This is a genomic window from Micromonospora sp. A200, from assembly GCF_029893845.1.
Taxonomy (GTDB): Bacteria; Actinomycetota; Actinomycetes; order Mycobacteriales; family Micromonosporaceae; genus Micromonospora; species Micromonospora purpureochromogenes.
Genome location: NZ_JARXXY010000001.1, coordinates 315895 through 339541, shown reverse-complemented (window position 1 = coordinate 339541; position 23647 = coordinate 315895). Strand labels below are relative to the sequence as shown.

20 protein-coding genes are annotated in these 23647 nt (G+C 73.3%); 9 read left to right on the top strand and 11 right to left on the bottom strand.

Annotation, left to right across the window (positions count from 1 at the left end; genetic code table 11):
• Positions 1-19: 19 nt before the first annotated feature.
• From M2302_RS01725 to M2302_RS01715, 3 genes are read right to left on the bottom strand one after another with little or no spacing between them, the layout of a single operon-like run.
• Positions 20-1357 (bottom strand): NAD(P)/FAD-dependent oxidoreductase, encoded by a 1338-nt coding sequence (locus M2302_RS01725; RefSeq protein WP_210776001.1) that lies wholly within the window; start codon positions 1355-1357, stop codon positions 20-22.
• On the bottom strand, positions 1354-2634 hold the full coding sequence (kynU, locus tag M2302_RS01720; RefSeq protein ID WP_280836201.1) for a kynureninase: 1281 nt from the start codon (positions 2632-2634) through the stop codon (positions 1354-1356). Before kynU ends, M2302_RS01725 begins: the two co-directional genes overlap by 4 nt.
• A gap of 14 nt (positions 2635-2648) precedes the next feature.
• Positions 2649-3551 carry a tryptophan 2,3-dioxygenase family protein gene (locus M2302_RS01715; RefSeq protein WP_280836200.1) on the bottom strand — a complete coding sequence of 301 codons (903 nt, stop codon included), beginning with the start codon at positions 3549-3551 and terminating at the stop codon, positions 2649-2651.
• A 146-nt stretch (positions 3552-3697) separates the two neighbouring features.
• Here M2302_RS01715 and M2302_RS01710 point away from each other — a divergent pair, with 146 nt between their 5' ends.
• From M2302_RS01710 to M2302_RS01700, 3 genes are all read left to right on the top strand, one after another.
• Positions 3698-4171: an Lrp/AsnC family transcriptional regulator gene (locus M2302_RS01710; protein ID WP_280836199.1), complete on the top strand. Its 474-nt coding sequence runs from the start codon at positions 3698-3700 to the stop codon at positions 4169-4171.
• A gap of 136 nt (positions 4172-4307) precedes the next feature.
• Entirely contained in the window at positions 4308-4784 is a 477-nt protein-coding gene (locus M2302_RS01705; RefSeq protein WP_280836245.1) for a hypothetical protein, read from the top strand.
• Positions 4785-4796: 12 nt separating this feature from the next.
• Positions 4797-5615: a class F sortase gene (locus M2302_RS01700; RefSeq protein ID WP_280836198.1), complete on the top strand. Its 819-nt coding sequence runs from the start codon at positions 4797-4799 to the stop codon at positions 5613-5615.
• Positions 5616-5637: 22 nt separating this feature from the next.
• Here the strand turns inward: M2302_RS01700 and M2302_RS01695 are convergent, their stop codons facing one another.
• Entirely contained in the window at positions 5638-6171 is a 534-nt protein-coding gene (locus M2302_RS01695) for an HNH endonuclease (protein WP_210775995.1), read from the bottom strand.
• A gap of 277 nt (positions 6172-6448) precedes the next feature.
• On the opposite strand from M2302_RS01695, the gene M2302_RS01690 reads away from it, so the two are divergent.
• The 3 genes from M2302_RS01690 (at position 6449) to M2302_RS01680 (ending at position 9660) form a co-directional block, all read left to right on the top strand.
• Complete coding sequence (locus M2302_RS01690; protein WP_280836197.1) at positions 6449-7531, top strand: mechanosensitive ion channel family protein; 1083 nt, start codon at positions 6449-6451, stop codon at positions 7529-7531.
• A gap of 248 nt (positions 7532-7779) precedes the next feature.
• Positions 7780-9168 (top strand): MFS transporter, encoded by a 1389-nt coding sequence (locus tag M2302_RS01685; protein ID WP_280836196.1) that lies wholly within the window; start codon positions 7780-7782, stop codon positions 9166-9168.
• A gap of 63 nt (positions 9169-9231) precedes the next feature.
• Positions 9232-9660: a globin gene (locus tag M2302_RS01680; protein ID WP_179801427.1), complete on the top strand. Its 429-nt coding sequence runs from the start codon at positions 9232-9234 to the stop codon at positions 9658-9660.
• A 46-nt stretch (positions 9661-9706) separates the two neighbouring features.
• On the opposite strand, the gene M2302_RS01675 is transcribed toward M2302_RS01680, so the two are convergent.
• From M2302_RS01675 to ettA, 4 genes are all read right to left on the bottom strand, one after another.
• Positions 9707-10294: a YbjN domain-containing protein gene (locus M2302_RS01675; RefSeq protein ID WP_280836195.1), complete on the bottom strand. Its 588-nt coding sequence runs from the start codon at positions 10292-10294 to the stop codon at positions 9707-9709.
• Positions 10295-10425: 131 nt separating this feature from the next.
• The gene (locus tag M2302_RS01670; RefSeq protein ID WP_280836194.1) at positions 10426-11115 is read right to left on the bottom strand and encodes a hypothetical protein; all 690 of its coding nucleotides are present in this window, start codon (positions 11113-11115) and stop codon (positions 10426-10428) included.
• Positions 11112-11558 (bottom strand): thioesterase family protein, encoded by a 447-nt coding sequence (locus M2302_RS01665; RefSeq protein ID WP_280836193.1) that lies wholly within the window; start codon positions 11556-11558, stop codon positions 11112-11114. Before M2302_RS01665 ends, M2302_RS01670 begins: the two co-directional genes overlap by 4 nt.
• Before the next feature lie 2 nt (positions 11559-11560).
• Positions 11561-13237, bottom strand: coding sequence for an energy-dependent translational throttle protein EttA (gene ettA, locus M2302_RS01660; protein WP_280836192.1), 1677 nt, complete (start codon positions 13235-13237; stop codon positions 11561-11563).
• A 361-nt stretch (positions 13238-13598) separates the two neighbouring features.
• On the opposite strand from ettA, the gene M2302_RS01655 reads away from it, so the two are divergent.
• Both M2302_RS01655 and otsB read left to right on the top strand, forming a co-directional pair.
• On the top strand, positions 13599-14999 hold the full coding sequence (locus M2302_RS01655; protein ID WP_210775986.1) for a trehalose-6-phosphate synthase: 1401 nt from the start codon (positions 13599-13601) through the stop codon (positions 14997-14999).
• Positions 14996-17599, top strand: a complete 2604-nt coding sequence (otsB, locus tag M2302_RS01650) for a trehalose-phosphatase (protein WP_280836191.1) — start codon at positions 14996-14998, stop codon at positions 17597-17599. The genes M2302_RS01655 and otsB overlap by 4 nt, the downstream gene beginning before the upstream one ends.
• Before the next feature lie 218 nt (positions 17600-17817).
• Here otsB and cobA read toward each other — a convergent pair whose 3' ends face one another.
• From cobA to cobC, 3 genes are read right to left on the bottom strand one after another with little or no spacing between them, the layout of a single operon-like run.
• Positions 17818-19044 (bottom strand): uroporphyrinogen-III C-methyltransferase, encoded by a 1227-nt coding sequence (gene cobA, locus M2302_RS01645; RefSeq protein WP_280836190.1) that lies wholly within the window; start codon positions 19042-19044, stop codon positions 17818-17820.
• On the bottom strand, positions 19041-20120 hold the full coding sequence (gene cobT, locus M2302_RS01640) for a nicotinate-nucleotide--dimethylbenzimidazole phosphoribosyltransferase (protein WP_280836244.1): 1080 nt from the start codon (positions 20118-20120) through the stop codon (positions 19041-19043). Before cobT ends, cobA begins: the two co-directional genes overlap by 4 nt.
• Positions 20120-21205 carry an Rv2231c family pyridoxal phosphate-dependent protein CobC gene (gene cobC, locus M2302_RS01635; RefSeq protein ID WP_280836189.1) on the bottom strand — a complete coding sequence of 362 codons (1086 nt, stop codon included), beginning with the start codon at positions 21203-21205 and terminating at the stop codon, positions 20120-20122. The genes cobT and cobC overlap by 1 nt, the downstream gene beginning before the upstream one ends.
• A gap of 133 nt (positions 21206-21338) precedes the next feature.
• On the opposite strand from cobC, the gene M2302_RS01630 reads away from it, so the two are divergent.
• Positions 21339-23471: a transglycosylase domain-containing protein gene (locus M2302_RS01630; protein WP_280836188.1), complete on the top strand. Its 2133-nt coding sequence runs from the start codon at positions 21339-21341 to the stop codon at positions 23469-23471.
• Positions 23472-23647: the final 176 nt, after the last annotated feature.

The window sequence follows — 23647 nt, the reverse complement described above, 5'->3', positions numbered from 1 at the left end:
AGCCGCGCGTCCCAGAGCGTCATCCGCGCCTCCCCCGGCCGATCGCCGCACCCACCGCGCCGACCAGCAACGCCAGCCCGCCCGCGGCCACCGCCCCCACCACCGCGTACTGGCGGCGCACCCGGCGGCGCACCTGCGCGTACGGGGTGGTGGAGAAGGAGACCAGTTCGTACTGCGAAACGTACCGGCCGGGCAGCGCCCGTTCCAGGGCGTGCTCGACCCGCTTGCGGGTCTGGAACACCGGCGAGGCGACCTTGTCCCGCATCTCCACGAAGTTGGCCAGCGCCATCCGGGCGATCGCCTCGGCGTTGTCCTGCCGGCGCCGCTGGTAGAGCGGCAGCGCGGCGGACCAGTCGTCGTCGCACTCGTCCAGGCAGCGGTCCAGTTCGACGACGTCCTCCATGGCGCAGTTGGCGCCCTGGCCGTAGAACGGCACGATGGCGTGCGCCGCGTCGCCGAGCAGCGCCACCTTCCCGTCGACCTGCCAGGGCGCGCAGCGGACCGTGCCCAGCACTCCGACCGGGTTGTGCTGGTAGTCGTCGACCAGGTTGGGCGCGAGCGGGATCAGGTCCGGGTAGTGGGTGGCGAAGTGCCGCTCGATCGCCGCCGGGCTGCCCAGCGAGGCGAAGCTGGCGGTGCCGTGGGTGGGCCAGAAGAGCGTGCAGGTGAACGAGCGGTCCGGGTTGGGCAGCGCGATCATCATGGAGGTGCCGCGCGGCCAGATGTGCAGCGCCGACGGATCGAGGGCGAAGTCCCCGCCGAGCGGCGGGATGGTGAGTTCCTTGTAGCCGTAGTCGAGAAAGTCCAGGCTCTCGGTCAGCACCCCGTACCCGAGCAGTTGCCCGCGCACGGCGGAGCCGGCGCCGTCGGCGCCGAGGACGACCGACGCGGTGGCGGCGACCTTGCCCTGCGGGGTCTCGAAGGTCATCTCGCCGCTGGTCGGGTCGAGGCCGACCAGCCGGTGGTCGAAGGCGATCCGCACCCCGGGCAGCGCGGCGGCGGCGTTGAGCAGGGCGTTGTTCAGCGCGCCCCGGCTGATCGAGTTGATCGCCCGGTCCCCGGAGCCGCTGTACGACTGGAACTGCGGCTCACCGGCGACCGGGTGGATCATCCGGCCGCGCATCGGCAGGGCGTCCGCCATCACCTGCTCGGCCAGGCCGATGCGGCGCAGCGCGTCCAGGCCGCGCTCGGAGAGCGCCAGGTTGATCGACCGGCCGCGCTCGACCCGCCCGGTCCTCGGGTCCGGCCGCCGCTCGTAGAGGGCCACCGGGTAGCCGCGTCGGGCCAGGTAGCAGGCCAGCAGGCAACCGGCGAGCCCAGCGCCGACCACCGCCACCTCGTCACGTTCCATGCTCATGGGCGCCCCTCGGCAACGGTCGCCGCCAGCGCGTCGGCGACCCGCCAGCAGTCGTGGTACGTGGAGTAGAGCGGCACCGGGGCGAACCGGACGATGTCCGGCTCCCGGGCGTCGGCGACCACGCCGTGCTCGTGCCGCAGCCGCTTGGTCAGCTCGGCCGCGCTGCCGGCGCCGATGCGCACCGAGAGCTGGCAGCCCCGCCGGGCGGGATCGCGCGGGGTGACCACGGTCAGCGGCCGGCCGGGGATCACCTCGTCGAGCAGCCGTTCCAGGTAGCCGGTGAGCCGGACGCTGCGCTCCCGCAGGGCCGGCATGCCGACGCTGTCGAAGAGCTCCAGCGAGGTACGCACCGGGCCCATCGCGAAGATCGGTGGGTTGGAGATCTGCCAGGCCTCCACGGTGGCCGGCGGCCGGGAGACCGGGGTCATCTCGAACCGGGTGGTCGCCTCGGTGCTCCACCAGCCCTCGAAGCGGGGCAGCCTGGGGTCGCCCAGGTGCCGCTCGTGGACGAAGACCCCGCCCAGCGCGCCGGGCCCGGAGTTGAGGTACTTGTAGGAGCACCAGGCGGCGAAGTCGACGTCCCAGTCGTGCAGCGCCAGCGGCACGTTGCCGGCGGCGTGGGCCAGGTCCCAGCCGACGATCGCGCCGGCCGCCCGGCCGGCGGCGGTGATCGCCGGGATGTCCATCAGCTCGCCGGTGAGGTAGTTGACCCCACCGAGCAGCACCAGCGCCACCCGGTCGCCCTCGGCGGCCAGGTAGTCGGTCACGTCCTCGGTGCGCAGGGTGTCCTCGCCGGCGCGCGGCGTCAGCCGGACCACGGTGTCGTCCGGGTCCAGGCCGTGGAAGCGGGCCTGGCTGCGCACCGCGTAGCTGTCCGAGGGGAAGGCGCTGTCCTCGATGACGATCCGGGTCCGCTCCCCGGCGGGCCGGTAGAAGCTCACCATCAGCAGGTGCAGGTTGACGGTGAGGGAGTTCATCACCACGGTCTCCGCGGGCCGGGCGCCGACCAGTCGCGCGGCGGGCGCCGTCAACAGCTCGTGGTACGGCAGCCACGGCCGCTCCGCCTCCAGGTGCCCCTCGACACCGAGCCGGCTCCAGGCGTCCAGGTCGGCGAGGAGTTCCGCGCGGGTGGCCCGCGGTTGCAGCCCGAGGGAGTTGCCGGCCAGGTAGGCGGTCTGCGGGTAGCGTCCGCCGTCCGCGGGCGGCACGTGGAAGAGGTGCCGGTGCCCGGGGTCGGCGGCGTCGAGGCGGTGCGCCTCCTGCTCCGAGGTGGTCATGTCCCGCTCCCCGCTCACATCGCCGTCCGGGCCGACCACAGCTCCGGGAAGACCACCCGGGCCATGCTGCGTTGCAGCCAGGCCAGTCCGGCCGAGCCGCCGCTGCCGACCTTCGCGCCCATGGTGCGCTGCACGGCCTTGACGTGGTTCCACCGCCAGTCGCCGAACTGCTCGGCCACCTCGGTCAGTGCCTCGCCGAGCAGGCGGAGGTGATTCTGCGGCCCGCCGTCGTCGTAGATCTCGACCCAGGCCGCCTCGACCGACGGGTGCGGCAGGTGCTCGACGGTGACGTCCCGCTCCAGCAGGTCGGCCGGGAGGTCGTGGCCGTGCCGGGCCAGCAGGGCGATCACGTCGTCCCAGAGGCTCGGCACGTCGAGAGCGGCGCGCAGCTCGTCGTAGACCTCTTCCTGGCGGCGGAACGGCCGGATCAGCGCCGGGTCGCGCAGGCCGAGCAGGAACTCCAGGTGCCGGTACATGGCGGACTGGAAGCCGGAGCCCTCGCCGAGCAGGTTGCGGAACCGGTTGAAGTCCGCCGGGGTCATCCAGCGCAGCCCGTGCCAGGCGGCGTTGAGCCCCTCCAGGTGCAGCGCGGCCCGGCGCAGCGGCGCCAACGCCTCCCACACCCGGTCGGCGCGCAGGTCCTGCTGGGCCTGGCGCAGCTCGTGGCAGGTCAGCCCGAAGTACAGCTCCATGATCTGGCTGACCATCAGGAAGGACATCTCGCCGGGGTCCGTGCTGAGCGGCTGCTGCAGGGTGTGCAGCGTGCTGGCGTGCACGTACGCGTCGTACGGCACCCGGTCGGCGAACTCCAGCGTGGGTTCGCCGCCGTTGCGGGCCGCCCGCGCGGTGCGCTGCTGCGGCGTGACCGGGCGCACCGCGGCGGTCCGGGTGGGCGCCCGCAGATCGGTCTGATCCACCTTGTCGTCTCCTCCGTGAGCCGGGTGACGACATGATGCCCTGGTCACAACGGCGTACGGAATGCCGATTCGACGGCGATCCGCACTTTCACCTTTGGCGCGGAAGGCTCTTCTGCCGTTCGACCTGCGGAAGGTAAGGTCCACGCGTGGACGAGATGGACTGGGCCCTGCTGCGTGAGCTGCAGACCGACGCGCGACTGTCGTACAGCGAGCTGTCCCGGCGGGTGCACCTGTCCCCGCCGGCGGTGGCCGAGCGGGTTCGCCGGCTGGAGGAGTCCGGCGTGATCACCGGCTACCACGCCCACGTGGACCTGACTCGGGCCGGTCGCGGCGTGGTCGCGCTGATCCGGATGTCCTGCTACGGCTCGCGCTGCATCCTGCACGACCCGGACGTCGCCGGCTGGCCGGAGATCCGGGAGATCCACCGGATCACCGGCGACGCGTGCAGCATGCTCAAGGTCGCCGCCGGCTCGATCACCGAGTTCGAGGCGGTCATCGACCGGCTCGCCCCGTACGGCCAGCCGTCCAGCACGATGGTGCTCTCCACCCCGCTGGACTGGCACCCGGTCACCCCGCTGCCGAACCCGCCGGCCGCGGCGCCGGGCACCCGCCGCCGCTGACCCGGCGGGTTTGCCCCACGGCGAGCGGGAATGCAGGCCCGGACACCCGTCGCAGGATTCCGGCGCACCTGGCCGGGAGGGGAGAATCATGCGGGGGCTCAGCGCGTACCATCGTGCCTTTTCCGCCGTCCTGGCGATGTTCGCCCTGGTCGCGGCGTTCGTCCTGGCAACGGCCACACCGGCCCGGGCCGGGGAGAACACCTTCGTCGAGGTCACGCCGAACACCGCGCAGGCCGGCACCCGGGTCAGCATCCGGGCCAGTTGCGACAACGCCAACAACCAGCAGGCCACCGTGCAGTCGGACGCCTTCGGCCGGGTGGTGCTGCGGCCGGACAACGGCTTCCTGACCGGGGCGGTGACCATCCCGGGCAACAAGCAGCCGGGCGACTACCCGGTCGACCTGCGGTGCGCCAACGGCAACACCGCGTCGACCACCCTGACCGTGCTGAACATGGCCCAGCCGACCAAGGGCCCGGCGACCGGGGCCGGCGGCACCGCCGACGGCCGGGGCGCGGGCTCGCTGCTCCTGGTCGGCGGCCTGGCCGTGGTGACCGTGGTGGCCGGGCTCGGGATGTTCGGCGGGAGCCGCCGGCGGGCCGGGACGAACTCCTGACCCCACGTCGCCATGACCCGCACACGCAGACGCACCCCGCGGTCGGGTCGGGACCGGGTCCGCGCCGCGGCCCGGCTGGCGGCCCGTGCGGCCGGCCGCTTCCGCCGGGTGGCCGGCCAGGCCTTCACCGCCAGCGTGACCACGACCGACCCGGTCGCGCACGCCCGTCCGGTACGGCCGGCGGCGCGGCCGGCCCGGTACGGCGGCTACCGGAGCCGGGGACCGGGCGCGGCGTTCATGGTGATCGCCACCCTGATGGCGCTGATCGTCGCGATGCTCGGCGTCGAGCAGGTGACGGGCCTCAGCGTCCTGCCGGACCGGTTCATCGCCGGCCTGCGCCCGGCGCCGAAGAAGTTCCCGGTGCTGCCGGGCAGCCCACCCACCCTGATCTCGATCTCCCGGATCGACGTGCAGGCCCCGGTGCACCACGTCGGGATCGGCCCGGACGGCAGCATCGGGGTGCCCGACGCCGCCCGCGCCCAGGAGGCCGGCTGGTACGACCAGGGCCCCACCCCCGGCCAGTACGGCCCGGCGGTGATCGTCGGCCACGTCGACACCACCACCGGCCCGGCGGTCTTCCACGGGCTGCGGGACCTGCGCGACGGCGACACGGTCGAGGTGACCCGCGAGGACCGGAAGGTGGCGGTCTTCGAGGTGAACCAGGTGCAGCGCTACGGCAAGGAGGACCTGCCGGTGGACGAGGTGTTCGGCGACTTCAGCCGCCCGAACCTGCGACTGATCACCTGCGGCGGCCGGTGGGTGGGCGGCGAGACCGGCTACGCCGACAACGTGGTGGTGTACGCCTCGCTGGTGAAGGCGCGCGACCGGTGACCCGGCGGCGCCGGCACCCCGCTCAGGCGGCTTCGGGCTCGCGCAGGTCGAGCCAGTCCGCCCAGCGCGGGTCGGGCGCGCGGTGACCCAGCACCCGCCAGGCGGTGCCCTTGGGGGCGGCGGGCAGGGAGTGCAGCCGCCAGCCCAGCTCGGCCGGGGTCTTGTCGCCCTTGGTGTGGTTGCACCGGGCACAGGCGGCGACCACGTTCTCCCAGGCGTGCCGGCCACCCCGACTGCGCGGGAAGACGTGGTCGATGGTCTCCGCGGGCCCCCGGCAGTAGGCGCAGCGCCCGCCGTCCCGGGCGAAGATCGCCCGCCGGGACAGCCCGACGTGGGTGCGGTACGGCACCCGGACGAAGCGGGTCAGCCGGACCACGGAGGGCACCGGGAGGGCGTCGCGGGCGCTGTGCAGCACACCGTCGCCGTCGGCGACGCAGACCGCCTTGGCGGAGAGCACGAGGATGGCGGCGCGACGCACCGACACGACACACAGCGGCTCGTAGGTGGCGTTGAGAACCAGCGCGCCGGAGCCCACCGTGGGTCGTATGTCAGGCATCGTGCTCACCCTCCCGGTCCAGCTGCCCACCACTGGCCACGCCGGCCGCGCCCCGCGCAGCGGGGAACCACGACCGACGCCGGCGGGTTCACCGACGTCCGTTGCGCCCATCGTCCCTGATAAGACCCGCGATTGCACGTACTAATCCGGGCTCCCTCGTGAAGGTTTTTCGGCGCGTGTGAAGATGTCCGGTTCGCGGGCCGCCGTCCGACGGGCGGGGGTCGCCCGACGGTGGGTCGGCGGCGGGCCGCCGAGGGTGTTGCGGTACGAAGACAGGGTGAGTGCCAGCAGCCTGACCTTCCCCGTCGCCGCCCCGACCCCCGACCCCGCACCCTCGGCCGACTGCCTCCAGGACACCTGGTGCAAGAGCGTGTTCGAGGTGACCGGCTCGGTGTGGTTCGCCGAGGGCAGTTACTGGATCCTGCTCAAGCCGCTGCGGGTCGCGCTGATCCTGCTGCTGGCGCTCGCCGCCCGCTGGGCGTTGCACCGGACGATCAACCGACTGGTCCGGACCACCAGCGTCGGCGCGGTGCCGACCATGCTCCGGCCGCTGCGCGAGCGCATCCCGTCGGCCGCGCTCGATCCCACCGAGTTCATCCCCGAGCGGCGCCGCCAGCGCGCCGAGGCGATCGGCTCGGTGCTGCGCAGCCTGGTCACCGCGTTCGTGTTCGGCATCGCGCTGCTGATGGTGCTCAAGGAGTTCAGCTTCGACCTGGCTCCGCTACTGGCCAGCGCCGGCATCGCCGGCGTCGCGCTGGGCTTCGGCGCGCAGAGCCTGGTGAAGGACCTGATCGCGGGTCTGTTCATGCTCATCGAGGACCAGTACGGCGTGGGTGACACGGTGGACCTGGGTGAGGCGACCGGTGTGGTGGAGTCGGTGGGGTTGCGGGTGACCACCGTCCGCGACGGTCGCGGGGTGCTCTGGTACATCCGCAACGGCGAGATCGTCCGGGTGGGCAACAAGAGCCAGGGGTGGGCCCTGGTGGTGGTGGACCTGCCGATCGGCTTCGCCGGCACCGAGGAGGCGAGCGCCGTGCTGCGTACGGCGGCGGCCTCGGTGGCGGTGGACCCGGAGCTGGCCTCGGAGATCGTCGAGGCGCCCGAGGTGCTGGGCGTCGAGCAGATGACCGTAGACGGCGCGGTGATCCGGACGGTGGTCAAGACGACCGCGGACGGGCAGTTCGCGGTGGGCCGGGAGCTGCGCCGCCGGCTAACCGAGGCGCTGGAGAACTCCGGCATCACCGCGAAGATCGCGGCCGCCCGGCTCTACCCGGGGCTGCCGCAGACCGGCGGGATCGGCCCGGCCGGGGCGCCCGGGACGGTGGGCACCCCGGGCACCGGTCAGGGTGGGGCCACCTGACCTGCCGGGCAGGACGGAATCGGGGAGTCCGAAATCTGGGGGTCGCGGACCGCGCGGCCCCTCGGGTATCGTCCGTTCGTTCAGTCGGAGATGCGACGACCAATCCGTTCGCCCTAGCCAGTTGTCAGACGATCGGGCAGAATCCGGTGCACGCGCTCCTGCCGGAGCGTGATCATGTCCTCGCTGATCCGTAGATCTGACGACGGGGTCCCCGTCAGGCCGTCACGAGTGGCCGTTCGCGGGGCACGATGGAGGCGACGGTGTCCGACGAGCGACCCTCTCCGGACGGGCCGGCCACATTCCGGGAGGTGTTCGGCCAGTCCGAGTACCGGGCGATCTTCATCGCCACCGTGTTCTCCTGGGTGGGCGACTACGTGGCCAAGGCCGCGGTCACCGTACTGGTCTACCGGCAGAGCGAGTCGATCGCCCTCTCCGCCGCGGCGTTCGCGGTCAGCTACCTGCCCTGGCTGGTCGGCGGGCCGCTGCTCGCCGCGCTCGCCGAGCGCTACCGCTACCGGCAGGTCATGGTCGTCTGCGACCTGATCCGGATGGCGCTGATGGCGCTGATCGCCCTGCCGGGCGTGCCGGTGTGGGTGATCCTGGCCCTGCTCTTCGCCACCACGCTCGCCAACCCGCCCAGCCAGGCCGCCCGGTCCGCGCTCATGCCGGCCATCCTCACCGGGGACCGGCTGGTCCTCGGCCTGTCGCTGAACGCCAGCTCGGCCCAGGCCGCGCAGGTGGTCGGCTACCTCCTCGGTGCCGCATTGGCCGCGGTGAACCCGACCGCCGCGCTGCTGATCAACGCGGCCACCTTCGCCGGGTCCGCCGCGCTGACCCGCTTCGGCGTCCGCGACCGGGAACCGGCGATGACCGCCGCGCACCGCAGCCACCTGTTGCGCGAGACGGGGCAGGGCTTCCAGATCGTCTTCGGCACCCCGGTCCTGCGGGCCATCGCCGTGCTGGTCTTCAGCGCCATGCTCTTCTCGATCGTCCCCGAGGGGCTGGCCGCCGCCTGGGCCGGCGAGCGCTCCGGCGACGGGCTGGACAGCGGCGTCGCGCAGGCCGTCATCATGGCCGCCAACCCGGTCGGGTTCATCCTGGGCGGGCTGGTGGTGGGGCGGGCGGTCGCGCCGGCCCGCCGGCTCGCCCTGATGCGGCCGCTGGCGGTGATCGCCCCGCTGGTCCTGGTGCCCACGCTCCTCGACCCGCCACCGGTGGTGGTGGCCCTGCTCGCGGCCGCCTGCGGCTTCGCCGCCGCCGGCCTGCTGCCGACCGCCAACGGGCTCTTCGTCCGCGCCCTGCCCAACGGTTACCGGGCCCGCGCCTTCGGCGTGATGGCCACCGGCATGCAGGTGATCCAGGGCGCCTCGGTGCTGGTCACCGGGCTGCTGGCCGACCGCTTCTCCATCCCGCTGGTGGTCGGCCTGTGGAGCGCCGCCGGCGTGGTGCTGATGCTGGTGACGGCCCTGCGTTGGCCGGACGGCGAGACCATCGACGCGGCCGTCGCGGCGGCCGACCGGGCCAACCGGGACGACGCCGCGGCCCGGGACAGCGTGCACGGGCCCGGTGGCCGGCCGCGCGCCGGCCGGGCGACGGACGGCCGCTCCGGGGGCCGGCGCAGCCACGCTGTGACGTGATCGGCAGCCCGCCCGGCCGGTACGCGGCGGCCGGTGCACCGGGGCACCTGGCAGGATGGAACGGTGAATTCCGCAGCTGAGTCCGACCGGCCCGGTGCGCCGACGACCCTCTTCGAAGCGGTCGGCGGCGAGCCCACCTTCCGCAAGCTGGTCGACGAGTTCTACGTCGGCGTCGCCACCGACCCGCTGCTGCGCCCGATGTACCCGGAGGAGGACCTCGGGCCGGCCGCCGACCGGCTGACGCTGTTCCTCATGCAGTACTGGGGTGGCCCCAACACCTACTCCGCCCAGCGGGGGCACCCGCGGCTGCGGATGCGGCACGCGCCGTTCCGGATCGGCGCGGCCGAGCGGGACGCCTGGCTGCACCACATGCGGCGGGCGGTCGACCGGCTGGACCTGCCGCCGGAGGTCGCCAAGGCGCTCTGGGACTACCTGGAGCGCGCCGCGTACTTCATGGTCAACGTGATGGAGGAGCCGGCCGGGGACGCCTGACGGCCCGGCGGTCGCGACCGGCCGGGGCCGGCCCCGCCCGTCGGGCTCAGAGCAGGGCGCCCTCGTCGTGCAGCCAGTCCACGAAGGTGGTCGCCACGGCCGCCCCGCAGTCGAGCATCTCGACCAGGAGCGCGTCGTGGGTGCCCGCGCCCAGCGGCACCTGCAGCTCGGCGTAGATCGGCAGCTGGCCCCGCTCGGTGGGGTCGCCGATGTACGCCTTGCAGAACCGGCGGGTGTGGTTCCACTCGTTGACCACCCGGTAGGCCCGGTCCGCCCAGTCCGGCGGGACCGTCGCGTGTGGACGGGCCCGCATCACCAGGATCTCGTCCTCGGGGCCCTCCAGGGTGACCAGCACCGCGTGCCGCTCCCACATGGCCAGCAGGTTCCCGTCGCCGTCGGCCAGGTACCGCACGTCGAGCAGGTCGAGGGCCGCACAGACCCGGCGCAGGGTGACCGGCTCCACACTGACCGGCATGTCCGTGATCACCGGCCGGTCGGCGGCCTTGCAGTCGTCCCCCGGCTGCCGGGGGGACGGTGGTCCGACCCGGACGGTGCTGTCCACTGTGATCCCGGTTCGAGTTTCCGGGTCGCCGCCGCCAGCGGCGGGACCAGGGCGCCATGACCACCACGGCATCGCTCGCGCACCTCACTCCCCAGCGGATCCGGACGCCTACGGTGCGTTGGATCCGAGGATGGACGGTACCCGGACAGCCGGGTTGAAGCACCCCCCCAACGACAGCCCCAGTCCAGAAGAATGACCACGGGTCAGCCGTTCGGATGATCCTTCACCGGTCGGATCGCCAGCTCCGAAACCTTGCGCGACCATGCCGCTCCGTACGGTCCCACCAGGCCGATCCAGCGGCCCGCGACGCGTACCTGGACCTCGCCCGGGGCGTCGGCGGGCCCGAGGAACCCCATCCGGACCACGCCCTGGACCAGGCGCTGGGTCACCTCGACCGGCTCGCCCGGCGGGTCGTCCGGGGTGACCACCACCGCCACGTGGTCGAGCAGCGCGTCGCGCAGCACCCGCTGACCCACCGCCCGGCCGCCCACGCCCTCGGTGGCCGCGGTCCGCAGGGTGCCCGCCGCCGCCTCGGCGATCCGTCGCAGCTCCCCGGCGGGCAACGCCTCCACCGGGCGGCTCGCCGCCGGCGGCAGCGGCCAGCGCCACCGGTCGTCCCGCCGGCCCGGCAGCGCCCCGCCGGCGGACTCCAGCTCGGCCAGCAGGTCGGCGGCGGCGACCGTGACGTCACCCGGGCCGACGCCGGCCACCGTGCGGACCACCAGCACGTCCCAGGGCAGCCGGGCCCAGAGCGCCGTACGTCCGGCCCCGGCGACCGGACGGAGCCGGACCACGGTCGCCGGGTCGAAGCGGACCAGCCGGGCCAGGAAGGCTCCCGCGTCGGCGACCCCGTCCAGCCCGTGCCCCGGCGTCACGACGCGCGCGCCACTCACGCCGCCCCGCCCGCTGGCGCGTACGCCAACAGGAAGGCCCGCTCATCCTCGGTGATCCGGCGGGGCCGCTTGGCCACCAGGTCGAACGGCACCAGCACCGACCGGGCGGTGCTGGCCAGCACGTCGCCGTCGTACAGCTCGTAGGCGACGGTGAACCGGGAGGCCCGGATCTCCTCCACCCAGAGTTCGATCCGGACGGTCGGGGCCGCCTCCGCGGTGGCCCGGCCCAGCGCGTAGTCGACCGGGCGCAGGTAGTCGACCTCGTGCCGGCGGATGACCACTCCGTCGGCGAACGAGCCCACCCCCCACGCCCGGCCGCCGGCGAACATCAACGCCACCCGCGCCTCCTCGTAGAGGGTGAGGAAGCGCGAGTTGTTGACGTGCCCGTACGCGTCCAGGTCGGACCAGCGCAGCGTGCAGTCGTAGACGAAGCGGTCGGCCATGCTCAGTCGCGGGTGAGCTTGCGGTAGGTCACCCGGTGCGGGCGGGCCGCCTCGGCGCCGAGCCGGTCGACCTTGTTCTTCTCGTAGGCATCGAAGTTGCCCTCGAACCAGAACCACTTGGAGGGGTTCTCGTCGTCGCCCTCCCAGGCGAGGATGTGCGTGGCGACCCGGTCCAGGAACATCCGGTCGTGGGAGATGACCACGGCGCAGCCGGGAAACTCCAGCAGCGCGTTCTCCAGGCTGGAGAGGGTCTCCACGTCCAGGTCGTTGGTCGGCTCGTCGAGCAGGATGACGTTGCCGCCGATCTTCAGGGTCAGCGCCAGGTTGAGCCGGTTGCGCTCGCCGCCGGAGAGCACCTTGGTCGGCTTCTGCTGGTCCGGTCCCTTGAAGCCGAACGCGGCGATGTACGCCCGCGACGGCATCTCGACCTTGCCCACCATGAGGTGGTCCAGCCCGTCGGAGACGACCTCCCAGACGGTCTTGTCGCCGTCGAGGCCCTGCCGGGCCTGGTCGACGTAGGACAGCGAGACGGTGGGGCCGACCCGGACCTCGCCACCGGTCGGCTGCTCCAGCCCGACGATGGTCTTGAACAGGGTGGTCTTGCCGACACCGTTCGGGCCGATGATGCCGACGATGCCGTTGCGCGGCAGCGAGAACGACAGGTTGTCGATCAGCAGCCGGTCGCCGAAGCCCTTGCTCAGGTCGTTCACCTCGATGACCGTGCTGCCCAGGCGCGGGCCCGGCGGGATCTGGATCTCCTCGAAGTCCAGCTTCCGGGTCTTCTCCGCCTCGGCGGCCATCTCGTCGTACCGGTCGAGTCGGGCCTTGGACTTGGTCTGCCGCGCCTTGGCGTTGGAGCGGACCCACTCCAGCTCGTCGGAGAGGCGCTTCTTCATCTTGGCGTCGCGGCGGCCCTCGACGGCCAGCCGGGCGGCCTTCTTCTCCAGGTAGGTGGAGTAGTTGCCCTCGTACGGGTAGGCCCGGCCGCGGTCCAGCTCCAGGATCCAGTTGGCCACGTTGTCCAGGAAGTACCGGTCGTGGGTGATGGCGATGACGGTGCCGGCGTACTTGGCCAGGTGCTGCTCCAGCCACTGCACGCTCTCCGCGTCCAGGTGGTTGGTGGGCTCGTCGAGCAGCAGCAGGTCGGGGGCCTCCAGCAGCAGCTTGCACAGCGCGACCCGGCGGCGCTCACCACCGGAGAGCTGGGTGACGTCGGCGTCCGGCGGCGGGCAGCGCAGCGCATCCATGGCCAGTTCGAGCTTGGAGTCGATGTCCCAGGCGTCGGCGTGGTCCAGCTCCTCCTGGAGCTTGCCCATCTCCTCCATCAGCTCGTCGGAGTAGTCCGTGGCCATCTGCTCGGCGATGGAGTTGAACCGCTCCAGCTTGGCCTTGGTCTCGGCCACCGCCTCCTCGACGTTGCCGAGGACCGTCTTGCTGTCGTTGAGCGGGGGCTCCTGGGCGAGCATGCCGACGGTGTAGCCGGGCATCAGCCGGGCCTCGCCGTTGCTCGGCCGGTCCCAGCCTGCCATGATCTTGAGGAGGCTGGACTTACCGGCGCCGTTCGGGCCGACCACACCGATCTTGGCCCCCGGCAGGAAGTTCAGCGTCACGTTGTCGAGCACGACCTTGTCGCCGTGCGCCTTGCGCGCCTTTTCCAGGACGTAGATGAACTGGGCCACGGTGCGGGCTACCTCCGTCGGTTGCTGTCGCCGATTGGCGGGCACGGCACGGGCTGCGTCCGCCGCCCGCCGCCGCCGGCCGGGAGCCGGCCGCGCGCACGCCGTCGTCAATCCTGACAGGTACGGCGCGCCGCGCCCACATCACCCCGCCCGAGCAGCACGCCGCGGCTCGCTCCCCCGGGCTTCGGCGAGCCGGAGGACCGCGGTATCGCCGACCTCCGCCCGAGGCTGTCACCATGATCACGGGTACGGTTCAGCGACCGTGGGACGGGTAGGTGACTCCGGCACGGGGCATCAGACGCCGCAGCTAGGCTCAGACTCTCATCGCGGTGGACCCGTCAGTACCCGGAGGTGGCCGATCGTGACCGTCCGTAGCTCCTTTGTCGTAGTGGCGAACCGATTGCCGGTCGACGAGGTGAGCACACCCGAGGGACGGCAGTGGCGACGCAGCCCGGGCGGGCTGGTGACCGCCCTGCACCCCGTCCTCGCCGAGCACCAGGGCACCTGGGTCGGCTGGGCCGGCGGGACCGGCGCCGCTCCGGAGCCGTTCGACCTGGAGGGCATCCGCCTGCACCCGGTGCCGCTGAGCGCCGAGGAGCTGGAGCGCTACTACGAGGGCCAGTCCAACGCCACCATCTGGCCGCTCTACCACGACGCCGTCGAGACCCCGGCGTACAAGCGCCGGTGGCGCGAGGCGTACCGCCTGGTCAACGCCCGGTTCGCGGAGGCCGCGGCGGACGTGGCGGCCGAGGGCGCCACGGTCTGGATCCAGGACTACCAGCTCCAACTGGTCCCGGCGATGCTCCGCGAGCTGCGGCCGGACCTGAAGATCGGCTTCTTCCTGCACATCCCGTTCCCGCCGATCGAGCTGTTCATGCAGATGCCGTTCCGCACCGAGATCCTGCGCGGGCTGCTCGGCGCCGACCTGGTCGGGTTCCAGCAGCGGCTGGCCGCGCAGAACTTCGTCCGGCTGGCCCGGCACCTGCTCGGCCTGCGCTACGAGGGCCAGATGATCCAGGTGGACGGCCGGCAGGTGAAGGCCGGCGCCTTCCCCATCTCGATCGACACCCACGAGATGGAGCGGATGGCCGCCGACCCGGCGATTCAGGCCCGGGCCAAGCAGATCCGCGAGGAGCTGGGCAACCCGAAGACGATCATCCTGGGCGTCGACCGGCTCGACTACACCAAGGGCATCGAACTTCGGCTGAAAGCCTTCCGGGAACTCCTCGCTGACGGAAAGCTGACAGTGCCGGACGCGGTTATGGTGCAGGTCGCGACGCCCAGCCGCGAGCGGGTGGAGCACTACCAGGCACTTCGCGTCAAGGTGGAGCGCGAGGTTGGTCGGATTAATGGCGAATTCGGACGGGTGGGTGTGCCCGCGGTGCATTATCTGCATCAGTCGTACAGTCGCTCCGAACTGGCCGCGATGTACGTCGCGGCCGACGTGATGATGGTGACCCCCCTGCGAGACGGAATGAATCTGGTGGCCAAGGAGTACGTGGCATCGCGCGCCGACCAGGGCGGCGCGCTCGTGCTCAGCGAGTTCGCCGGCGCGGCCACGGAGCTGCGCCAGGCATTCCTGTGCAACCCGCACGACCCGGACGCGGTCAAGGACGCCCTGCTGCGGGCCGTACACGTGGAGAAGCCGGAGGCCCGTCGACGCATGCGGATCATGCAACGTCATCTGCGCACCCACGACGTGGGGCATTGGGCGAAATCGTTCCTCACCGAGCTCGGCACGTCCGGGGTGGAGGCCGCGTGAACGTCCCCACCGACATCGTGACCCCGCCCGCGGGGACGATGGACCCCGAGCTGCGCGCGGCCATCGGGCGGATCGCCCGGGTCCCCCAGCTCCTGGTCGCCTGCGACTACGACGGCACGCTCGCGCCGATCGTCGAGGACCCGAGCAAGGCCGTGCCGCTGCCGGAGTCGGTCGCCGCGATCCGGGCGCTCGCCGCGCTGCCGCAGACCACCGTCGCGGTGGTCTCCGGTCGGGCGCTGCGCGACCTGGCCGCGCTCTCCCGGCTGCCCAGCGAGGTCCACCTGGTCGGCAGCCACGGCTCCGAGTTCGACATCGGCTTCGTCGAGCGGCTCTCCCCCGAGCTGATCGCCGTCCGCACCCGGCTGCGCGACGCGCTGCGCGAGATCGCCGCGGCCCACCCGGGCGTACGGCTGGAGCGCAAGCCGGCCAGCGTCGCCGTGCACACCCGCGGGGTCGACCCGCAGGTCGCGGCGGCCACCATCGAGGCGGTCCGCAACGGCCCCGCCAAGTGGGACGGCGTCACGGTCACCCAGGGCAAGGAGGTCATCGAGCTGTCGGTGGTCGCCACCCACAAGGGCACCGCCGTCGACCAGCTGCGCACCCAGCTCTCGGCCAGCGCCGTGCTCTTCATCGGTGACGACGTCACCGACGAGAACGCCTTCGGCAACCTGCACGGCCCGGACGTCGGCATCAAGATCGGCCCCGGCGACACCCAGGCCGGCTACCGGGTGGCCGAGCCGATCGAGGCGGCCCGGGCCCTGGGCCTGCTGCTGGAGACCCGCCGACACTGGCTCTTCGGCGAGCGGGCCGTCCCGATCGAGCGGCACTCGATGCTCTCCAACGGCCGGACGGTCGCCCTGCTCACGCCCGAGGCCAAGGTCAGCTGGCTCTGTCACCCCAAGCCGGACTCGGCGGCGATCTTCGCCGACCTGGTCGGCGGCAGCCCGGCCGGTCACTTCAGCATCGTCCCGGAGCGCGGCGGCATCCCGCTGGGGCAGCGTTACCGCAGCGGCACCATGACCGTGGAGACCCGCTGGTCGGGCCTGACGGTCACGGACTGGCTCGACCTGCCGGCCCGGGAGACCACCCCGGACGGCCCGGCGATCATCACCGGCGACTCCACCCTGGTCCGGGTGCTGACCGGCTCCGGCAAGGCCCGCATCGACTTCGCCCCGCGCCCGGAGTTCGGCCAGGTCGCCGTCCAACTCCAACCGCTCGACGACGGCCTGCTGGTGCTCGGCTCCAACGAGCCGGCCGCGCTCTACGCCCCGGGCGTGACGTGGGAGGTCAGAAGCGACGGAGTGAACGAGAGCGCGGAGGCGATGGTCGACCTCTCCGCCGCCGGCGGCCAGGTCGTGCTGGAGCTGCGCTTCGGCACCCACAGCCTGGAGCACCACGCCGTCCCGATCCACGAGCGGCAGGCCAAGGCTGAGCAGCCGTGGAAGGACTGGGTGGCCTCGCTGCGGCTGCCCACCACCGCCCGCGATCTGGTCGCCCGCAGCGCGCTCACGCTGCGCGGCCTCTGCCACGAGGCGACCGGCTCGATCCTGGCCGCCGCGACCACCTCGCTGCCGGAGGAGCTGGGCGGGGTCCGCAACTGGGACTACCGCTACTGCTGGCTGCGCGACGCGGCACTGACCGCTCGCGCGCTCGTCGACCTGGGTTCCCTCGAGGAGGCCGAGGCGCTGCTGCGCTGGGTGGACGGCTGCGTCGAGCGCACCGGCGGCCACCCGGAGCGGCTGCACCCGCTCTACACCATCGACGGCTACGAGCTGGGCGCCGAGGCGGTCATCGACACCCTCCCCGGGTACGCCGGCTCCCGGCCGGTCCGGGTGGGCAACCTCGCCAACCACCAGCTCCAGCTCGACGTCTTCGGCCCGATCGCGGACCTGATCGCCGCCGTGGCCGACGCCCGGGGCTCGGTCCGCGAGGACGAGTGGCGGGTGCTGGAGAACATGGTCGAGGCGGTCCGCCGCCGCTGGCACGAGCCCGACCACGGCATCTGGGAAGCCCGCCTCCCCCCACGGCACCACATCTTCTCCAAGGTGATGTGCTGGATGACCGTCGACCGCGCGCTGCACATCATGCGTCAGCACGGCGGCGAGGACCGGCCGGAGTGGGTGGAGCTGCGCGACCGGATCGGCGCCAACGTGCTGGAGAACGGCTGGCACGAGGCGGTCGAGGCGTACAGCGTCGCGTACGGCGACGAGGACATGGACGCCTCCTCGCTCTGGATCGGCCTGTCCGGGCTGCTGCCGGGCGACGACCCGCGCTTCCTCTCCACCGTGCTCCGGATCGAGGCGGACCTGCGCAGCGGGCCGGTCGTCTACCGATACCACTGGGACGACGGCCTGCCCGGCCGGGAGGGCGGCTTCCACATCTGCACGGCGTGGCTGATCGAGGCGTACCTGCGCACCGGCCGCCGCACCGACGCCGAGGAGCTGTTCAGGCAGATGATCGACACGGCGGGCCCGACCGGGCTGCTCCCCGAGCAGTACGACCCGCTCGCCGAGCGCGGCCTGGGCAACCACCCGCAGGCCTACAGCCACCTCGGCCTGATCCGCTGCGCGCTGCTGCTGGACAACATGCTCAAGCAGTGACCTGACCAGCGACGACGGCGGCCGGAGAGACACCTCTCCGGCCGCCGTCGCACGTCGGGGCCCGTCGTGCGGAGCCGCCGGCCGCCCGAAGATCCACCCCGTTTGCGGCGTGTCGCGGTGTCGTGGCGCGCGGATACCGCGACACGCCGCAAACGGGGTGGGCGTGCACGCCGACGCCGGACCGCGAGCGGGGCCGGCGCCGGGGGGCGCGGGAGCGGTCAGACGTCGAGGGCGCCGACCACGTCGCCGATCACCACGATGGCGGGCGGGCGCAGGCCAGCCGCCACCACGTCCGCCGCCACCGCGCCGAGCGTCGAACGCAGCGTCCGTTGGGCGCCGGTGGTGCCCTCCTGGACCACGGCGACCGGGGTGGCCGGATCTCTGCCGTGCGCGGTGAGCGTCGCGGTGATCGCGGCGAGGTTCTTCAGTCCCATCAGGACGACCAGGGTGCCGCGCAGGCCGGCCAGGGCCGGCCAGCGCACCAGCGAGTCCGGCGAGTCCGGCGCGACGTGCCCGGAGACGACGGTGAACTCGTGCGCCACCGCCCGGTGGGTGACCGGGACGCCGGCCACCGCCGGCACGGCGATCGCGCTGGTCACGCCCGGCACCACGGTCACCGGTACGCCCGCCTCGGCGCAGGCCAGCAGCTCCTCGCCGCCCCGGCCGAAGACGTACGGGTCGCCGCCCTTGAGCCGGACGACGACCTTGCCGGCCAGGGCCCGGTCCACCAGGATCCGGTTGATCTCCTCCTGGGCACGGGACGGGCCGTACGGGATCTTGGAGGCGTCCACCAGCTCGACGTCGGGACGCAGCTCGTCCAGGAGCAGCCCGGGCACCAGCCGGTCGGCGACCACGACGTCCGCCTCGGTGAGCAGCCGCCAGCCCTTGACGGTGATCAGCTCCGGATCGCCCGGCCCGGCGCCCACCAGGGCCACCCGACCGGGTGCGGCCCCGCCCGGCGTCGTGCCCCGCCCGGCGGCGGCCAGACCGGTGCGCACGTTCAGCAGGTCGCGTACGGCGTCCCGGACGCTCATCGCGCGACGCGGGTCACCACCGCCGAACACCGCCACGGTGACCGGGCCGTGCCGGGTCACCGCCGGCGTCCACGCGCTGGCGGCGGAGCGGTCGTCGGCGCGTACGCAGAAGATCCGGCGCTCGGCGGCGGCGGCGCTGACCGACGCGGCGGCGAGCGGGTCGTCGACGGCGACCTGGACCAGCCAGGCGCCGTCCAGGTCGGCCGGGACGAACCGGCGCGGCGCCCAGTGCAGCCGCCCGGCGTCGACGTGGGCCTGCAGCGCGGGGGTCAGCTCCGGCGAGACGAGGAAGACGTCCGCCCCGGCGTCCAGCAGCGCCGGCACCCGCCGGGTGGCCACCGCTCCCCCGCCCACCACGACCACCCGCCGGCCGGCGAGCCGCAGGCCGAGAGGGTAGGGGTTCCCGATCACTTCTCGGAGACCCCCGCCGAGTCGAAGGTGGCGACCTCGTGCAGCACCCGGACCGCGCCGGTGACCACCGGCAGCGCCAGCAGCGCGCCGGTGCCCTCGCCGAGGCGCAGGCCGAGGTCGATCAGCGGGTCCAGGCCGAGGTGGCGCAGCGCCACGGTGGCCCCCGGCTCGGCGGAGCGGTGCCCGGCGACCATCGCGCCGACCGCGTCCGGGGCCAGGGCCGCGGCGACCAGCGCGGCGCTGGCCGCGATCACCCCGTCCAGCAGCACCGGGACGCGGCGGGCGGCGGCGCCGAGGATCAGGCCGGCCAGCGCCGCGTGCTCCAGGCCGCCGACGGCGGCCAGCACGCCGAGCGGGTCGGCCGGGTCGGGCCGGTGCCGGTCCAGCGCGGTCCGCACCACGCCGACCTTGCGCCGGTACGTCTCGTCGTCCACCCCGGTGCCGCGCCCGGTGGCCTCGGCCGGGTCGGTGCCGGTGAGCGCGGCGACCAGCGCCGCGGACGGGGTGGTGTTGCCGATGCCCATGTCGCCGGTGAGCAGGATCCCCGCTCCGGCGTCGACCAGGTCGCCGGCGATCCGGATACCGATCTCCAGCGCCGCGCGCGCCTCGTCGCGGGTGAGCGCCGCGGTGACGGTCATGTCCCGGGTGCCCAGCCGGACGTTCGCGGCGACCAGGCGGGGTCCGACCGCCGGGTCGCCGGTGGCGTCCGGGTCGACCGGGAGCGGGGTGGCCACGCCGACGTCGACCACGGTGACCGAGGCGCCGGCCTGGCGGGCGAACGCGTTGACCACCGCCCCGCCGGCCAGGAAGTTGGCGATCATCTGGGCGGTGACCTCCTGCGGCCAGGGGGTCACCCCCTGGGCGTGCACGCCGTGGTCACCGGCGAAGATCGCCACCGCCGCCGGCTCGGGCAGTGGCGGCGGGCAGGCGCCGGCCAGCCCGGCGAGGCGTACGGAGAGATCCTCCAGGGCGCCGAGGGAACCGGCGGGCTTGGTCAGCCGGGCCTGGAGGTCGCGCGCGGCGGCCATCGCCGGCTCGTCGAGCGGCCCGATCGCCGCGATGGTGGTCTCCAGCATCATGCCTCCAGGATCTCGGCGAGTACCTCGGTGAACGCGTCGGTGGTCGCCGGGTCGCGTACCGCCACCCGCAGCCAGTCCGGGCCCAGACCGGGGAAGGTGTTCCCGCGTCGCACGGCCCAGCCGCGCTCGCGCAGGGTCTCCCGCACCCGGTCGGCGCCGGCCAGGTGCAGCAGGACGAAGGCGCTGGCCGGGCGGCCCGCGACGCGTACCCCGGGCAGGGCCGACAGGCGGGCGACGAGGTGGTCGCGGTCGGCGGCGAGCCGCGCGGCGATCTCGCGCTCGGCCGCGACGGCGGTGGGCGACGCGCAGGCGGTGGCGGCGGCCAGCGCCGGGGTGGAGACGGCCCAGAGCGGCTGGACGGCGGCCAGCCGGTCCAGCAGCGCGGCCTCGCCGAGCAGGTAGCCGATCCGCAGGCCGGCCAGCCCCCACGTCTTGGTCAGGCTGCGCACCACCACCAGGCCGGGCAGGTCGCGCCGGCCGGCCAGCGACTCGGGCTCGCCGGCCACGCCGGGGGCTCCGGTGGTGTCGGCGAACGCCTCGTCGACGACCAGCACCCGGCCCGGCCGGGCCAGGGCGGCCAGGTCGGCGGCGGGGTGCAGCACCGAGGTGGGGTTGGTCGGGTTGCCGATCATGACCAGGTCGGCGTCGGCGGGCACCCGCGCCGGGTCGAGCCGGAAGCCGTCGGCCGGGTCGAGCAGCAGCCGTTCCACCTGGTGCCCGGCAGCGCGCAGCGCGGCCTCCGGCTCGGTGAACTGCGGGTGCACCACCACCGGGCGGTGCACCCCGGCCAGCGCGCGGGCCAGCAGCACGAAGCCCTCGGCGGCGCCGGCGGTGAGCAGTACCTCCGCCGGGGGACGCCCGTGCCGGGCGGCGACGGCCGCCCGGGCCGGCCCCGGGTCCGGGTACGCGGCCAGCTCGGCCAACGAGGCGGTGAGCGGGTCGGCCAGCCAGTCCGGCATGGTGTCCCGGCGGACGTTGACGGCCAGGTCGACCAGGCCCGGGGTCGCCTCGGCGTCCCCGTGGTGCCCCAGGTCCGGTTCTTTTCCGGTGCCCGGCGGCACCTCGATCAGCTGACCATGCATGTCCGTGATCCTGCCGGGAAGCCGCCGTACGGGACAGCGGATCCCGACGTGGGTCGCGTCACCGCCCGGCGACAGTCTCGCCCGTTTATGAATTCTTCTCATTTCCGAATCGGAAATGTCATAACTTGACCCTGTGAGCAACCGACCCCTTGCTGCCGCTGGTCGTACCGTTCCGCTCCTCCGCGCCGGGCTCATCGCCGGCATCGTCGTTGCCGCCGTGGCCTACCCGTTGGCCGCGTTCACCGGCCTCGGCGCCAAGGCCACCGCCCACGCGGTGGAGCAGAAGACGGGCATCCTGCGCACCGCGCTGCCGGCCGAGACGTCGTACCTCTACGCCCCCGACGGCAAGACGATCCTGACCATGTTCTACGAGGAGTACCGGCAGTACACGAAGCTGTCGGACATGTCGCCGAACATCCAGCAGGCGATCGTCGCCGCCGAGGACAACCGCTTCTACCAGCACCACGGCGTCGACCCGAAGGGCGTCGCCCGCGCCTTCGTGGCCAACGCCCGCTCCAGCGGCGTCTCCCAGGGCGCCTCGACCCTGACCATGCAGTACGTCCGGATGGCGCTGCGGGACAGCGCCAAGACCCCGAAGGAGGTCCAGGAGGCCACCCAGCAGACCAGCCTGCGCAAGGTCAAGGAGATGCGGATGGCCCTCGACATCGAGAAGGAGCTGACCAAGGAGGAGATCCTGGAGCGCTACCTCAACTCGGCGTACTTCGGCCACCGGGCGTACGGCATCTACGCCGCCGCGCAGATCTTCTTCTCCAAGACCCCGGCCACCCTCACCCCGGTCGAGGCGGCCACCCTCGCCGGGCTGGTCAAGTCCCCCTCCGAGTACGACCCGATCACCTCGGACCAGAAGGACGCCACCGGCCGGCGCAACTACGTGCTCGACCGGATGGCCCAACTCGGCTACCTCTCCCCGGACGCCGCGGCGGCGGCCCGGTCCGAGCCCATCCGGACCCGGGTGACGACCCCGGCCAACGACTGCACCTCACTGCCCAGCAAGTACCAGACCTGGGGCTTCGCCTGCGACTACGTCAAGAACTGGTGGAGCGCGCAGCCCGCGTTCGGCGAGAACCGGCTGGAGCGGATGGACAAGCTGCGCCGGGGTGGCTACCGGATCGTGCTCAGCCTCGACCCGAAGATCCAGTCGGCGGCGGAGAAGAACGTCGGCGCGAAGGACGGCGTCGGCAGCCCCTTCGCCAACGGCATCGTGGTGGCCGAACCGGGCACCGGCCGGGTGAAGGCGATGGCGGTGAACCGGACGTACTCACTGGACCTCAGCGAGAACCCGTCCAGCTCCAACCCAGAGGCCGGCCCCAAGGTCAAGGCGAACTACCCGAACACGGTAGCGCCCCTGCTCGGCGGCGGCAGCCTCCCCGGCTACCAGGCCGGATCGACGTTCAAGATGTTCCCGATGCTCGCCGCGCTGGACGCCGGGATGACGCTCTCCACCGAGTACAACTCGCCGTACCGGTACCAGTCGAGGGTCTACGACGGCTGGGCCCCGTCCAACGCCAGTGGGGCGATGACCGGCCGGCAGACCATGTGGTCCGGCTTCGGCAAGTCGGTGAACACCTACTTCGTACAGCTGGAGGAGCAGATCGGCGCGGACAGGGGGGTCCGGCTCGCCGAGCAGCTCGGGCTGCGCTGGCGTACCGACGTGGACCGGGACCACGCCTCCCCGGCCAAGGCCAAGAAGTGGGGCGCGTTCACCCTGGGCGTCTCCGACGCCACCCCGCTGGAGCTGGCCAACGCGTACGCCGCGATCGCCGCCGACGGCCGGTACTGCGAGGCGATGCCGGTCATGTCGATCACCAACCGGGACGGCACGTCGGCGACGTACCGGACGGCGTCCGGCATCCAGCGGGAGGTGGCCAAGCCGCGCTGCCGGCAGGTGGTGAGCGCGGACGCGGCCCGGGCCGCCACCGACGCCGCCCGCTGCCCGACCGGGGACACCCCGGCGAAGGGCAGCTGCGGGGGCTGGTCGACGGCGGACAGCGTCCGGGGCACGGTGGGCCGCCCGGTGGCCGGCAAGACCGGTACCACGGACAGCACCCGGTCGGCCTGGTTCGTCGGCTACACGCCCGAACTGGCGGCGGCGAGCTTCATCGCCGACCCGGACAACCCGTTCAACGCGGTGGGTGACGGCCAGTCCCAGGTCCCCGTCGCCGCGGTCGCCGAGACGCTGCGCGACGGCCTCAAGGGCACGGCCCCCCGCCAGTTCACCCCACCGTCGGACCGCATCGTGGGGTGAGACCGGCCCGCCTGCCCGGATGACCGGGAGCGCTGCGTCAGGAACGGTGCGGTTCCTGGCGCAGCGCTTCTGTCCGCCCCGCTGGGCCGGCCGCGGGCCGGCGCGGGTCATGGGCGCGCCGGCCCCGCTCAGCGGCCGGCGGGTCGCGGGGCGGCTGCCGCCCGGCTCACGGACCG

Excerpts from the sequence above, each read along its gene's own strand:
- M2302_RS01725 (WP_210776001.1), bottom strand. The coding sequence starts at position 1,357 with ATGAGCATGGAACGTGACGAGGTGGCGGTGGTCGGCGCTGGGCTCGCC.
- kynU (WP_280836201.1), bottom strand. The coding sequence starts at position 2,634 with ATGACCACCTCGGAGCAGGAGGCGCACCGCCTCGACGCCGCCGACCCC.
- M2302_RS01705 (WP_280836245.1), top strand. The coding sequence starts at position 4,308 with ATGTTCGCCCTGGTCGCGGCGTTCGTCCTGGCAACGGCCACACCGGCC.
- M2302_RS01700 (WP_280836198.1), top strand. The coding sequence starts at position 4,797 with ATGACCCGCACACGCAGACGCACCCCGCGGTCGGGTCGGGACCGGGTC.
- M2302_RS01695 (WP_210775995.1), bottom strand. The coding sequence starts at position 6,171 with ATGCCTGACATACGACCCACGGTGGGCTCCGGCGCGCTGGTTCTCAAC.
- M2302_RS01685 (WP_280836196.1), top strand. The coding sequence starts at position 7,780 with ATGGAGGCGACGGTGTCCGACGAGCGACCCTCTCCGGACGGGCCGGCC.
- M2302_RS01675 (WP_280836195.1), bottom strand. The coding sequence starts at position 10,294 with ATGCCGTGGTGGTCATGGCGCCCTGGTCCCGCCGCTGGCGGCGGCGAC.
- M2302_RS01665 (WP_280836193.1), bottom strand. The coding sequence starts at position 11,558 with ATGGCCGACCGCTTCGTCTACGACTGCACGCTGCGCTGGTCCGACCTG.
- cobT (WP_280836244.1), bottom strand. The coding sequence starts at position 20,120 with ATGCTGGAGACCACCATCGCGGCGATCGGGCCGCTCGACGAGCCGGCG.
- cobC (WP_280836189.1), bottom strand. The coding sequence starts at position 21,205 with ATGCATGGTCAGCTGATCGAGGTGCCGCCGGGCACCGGAAAAGAACCG.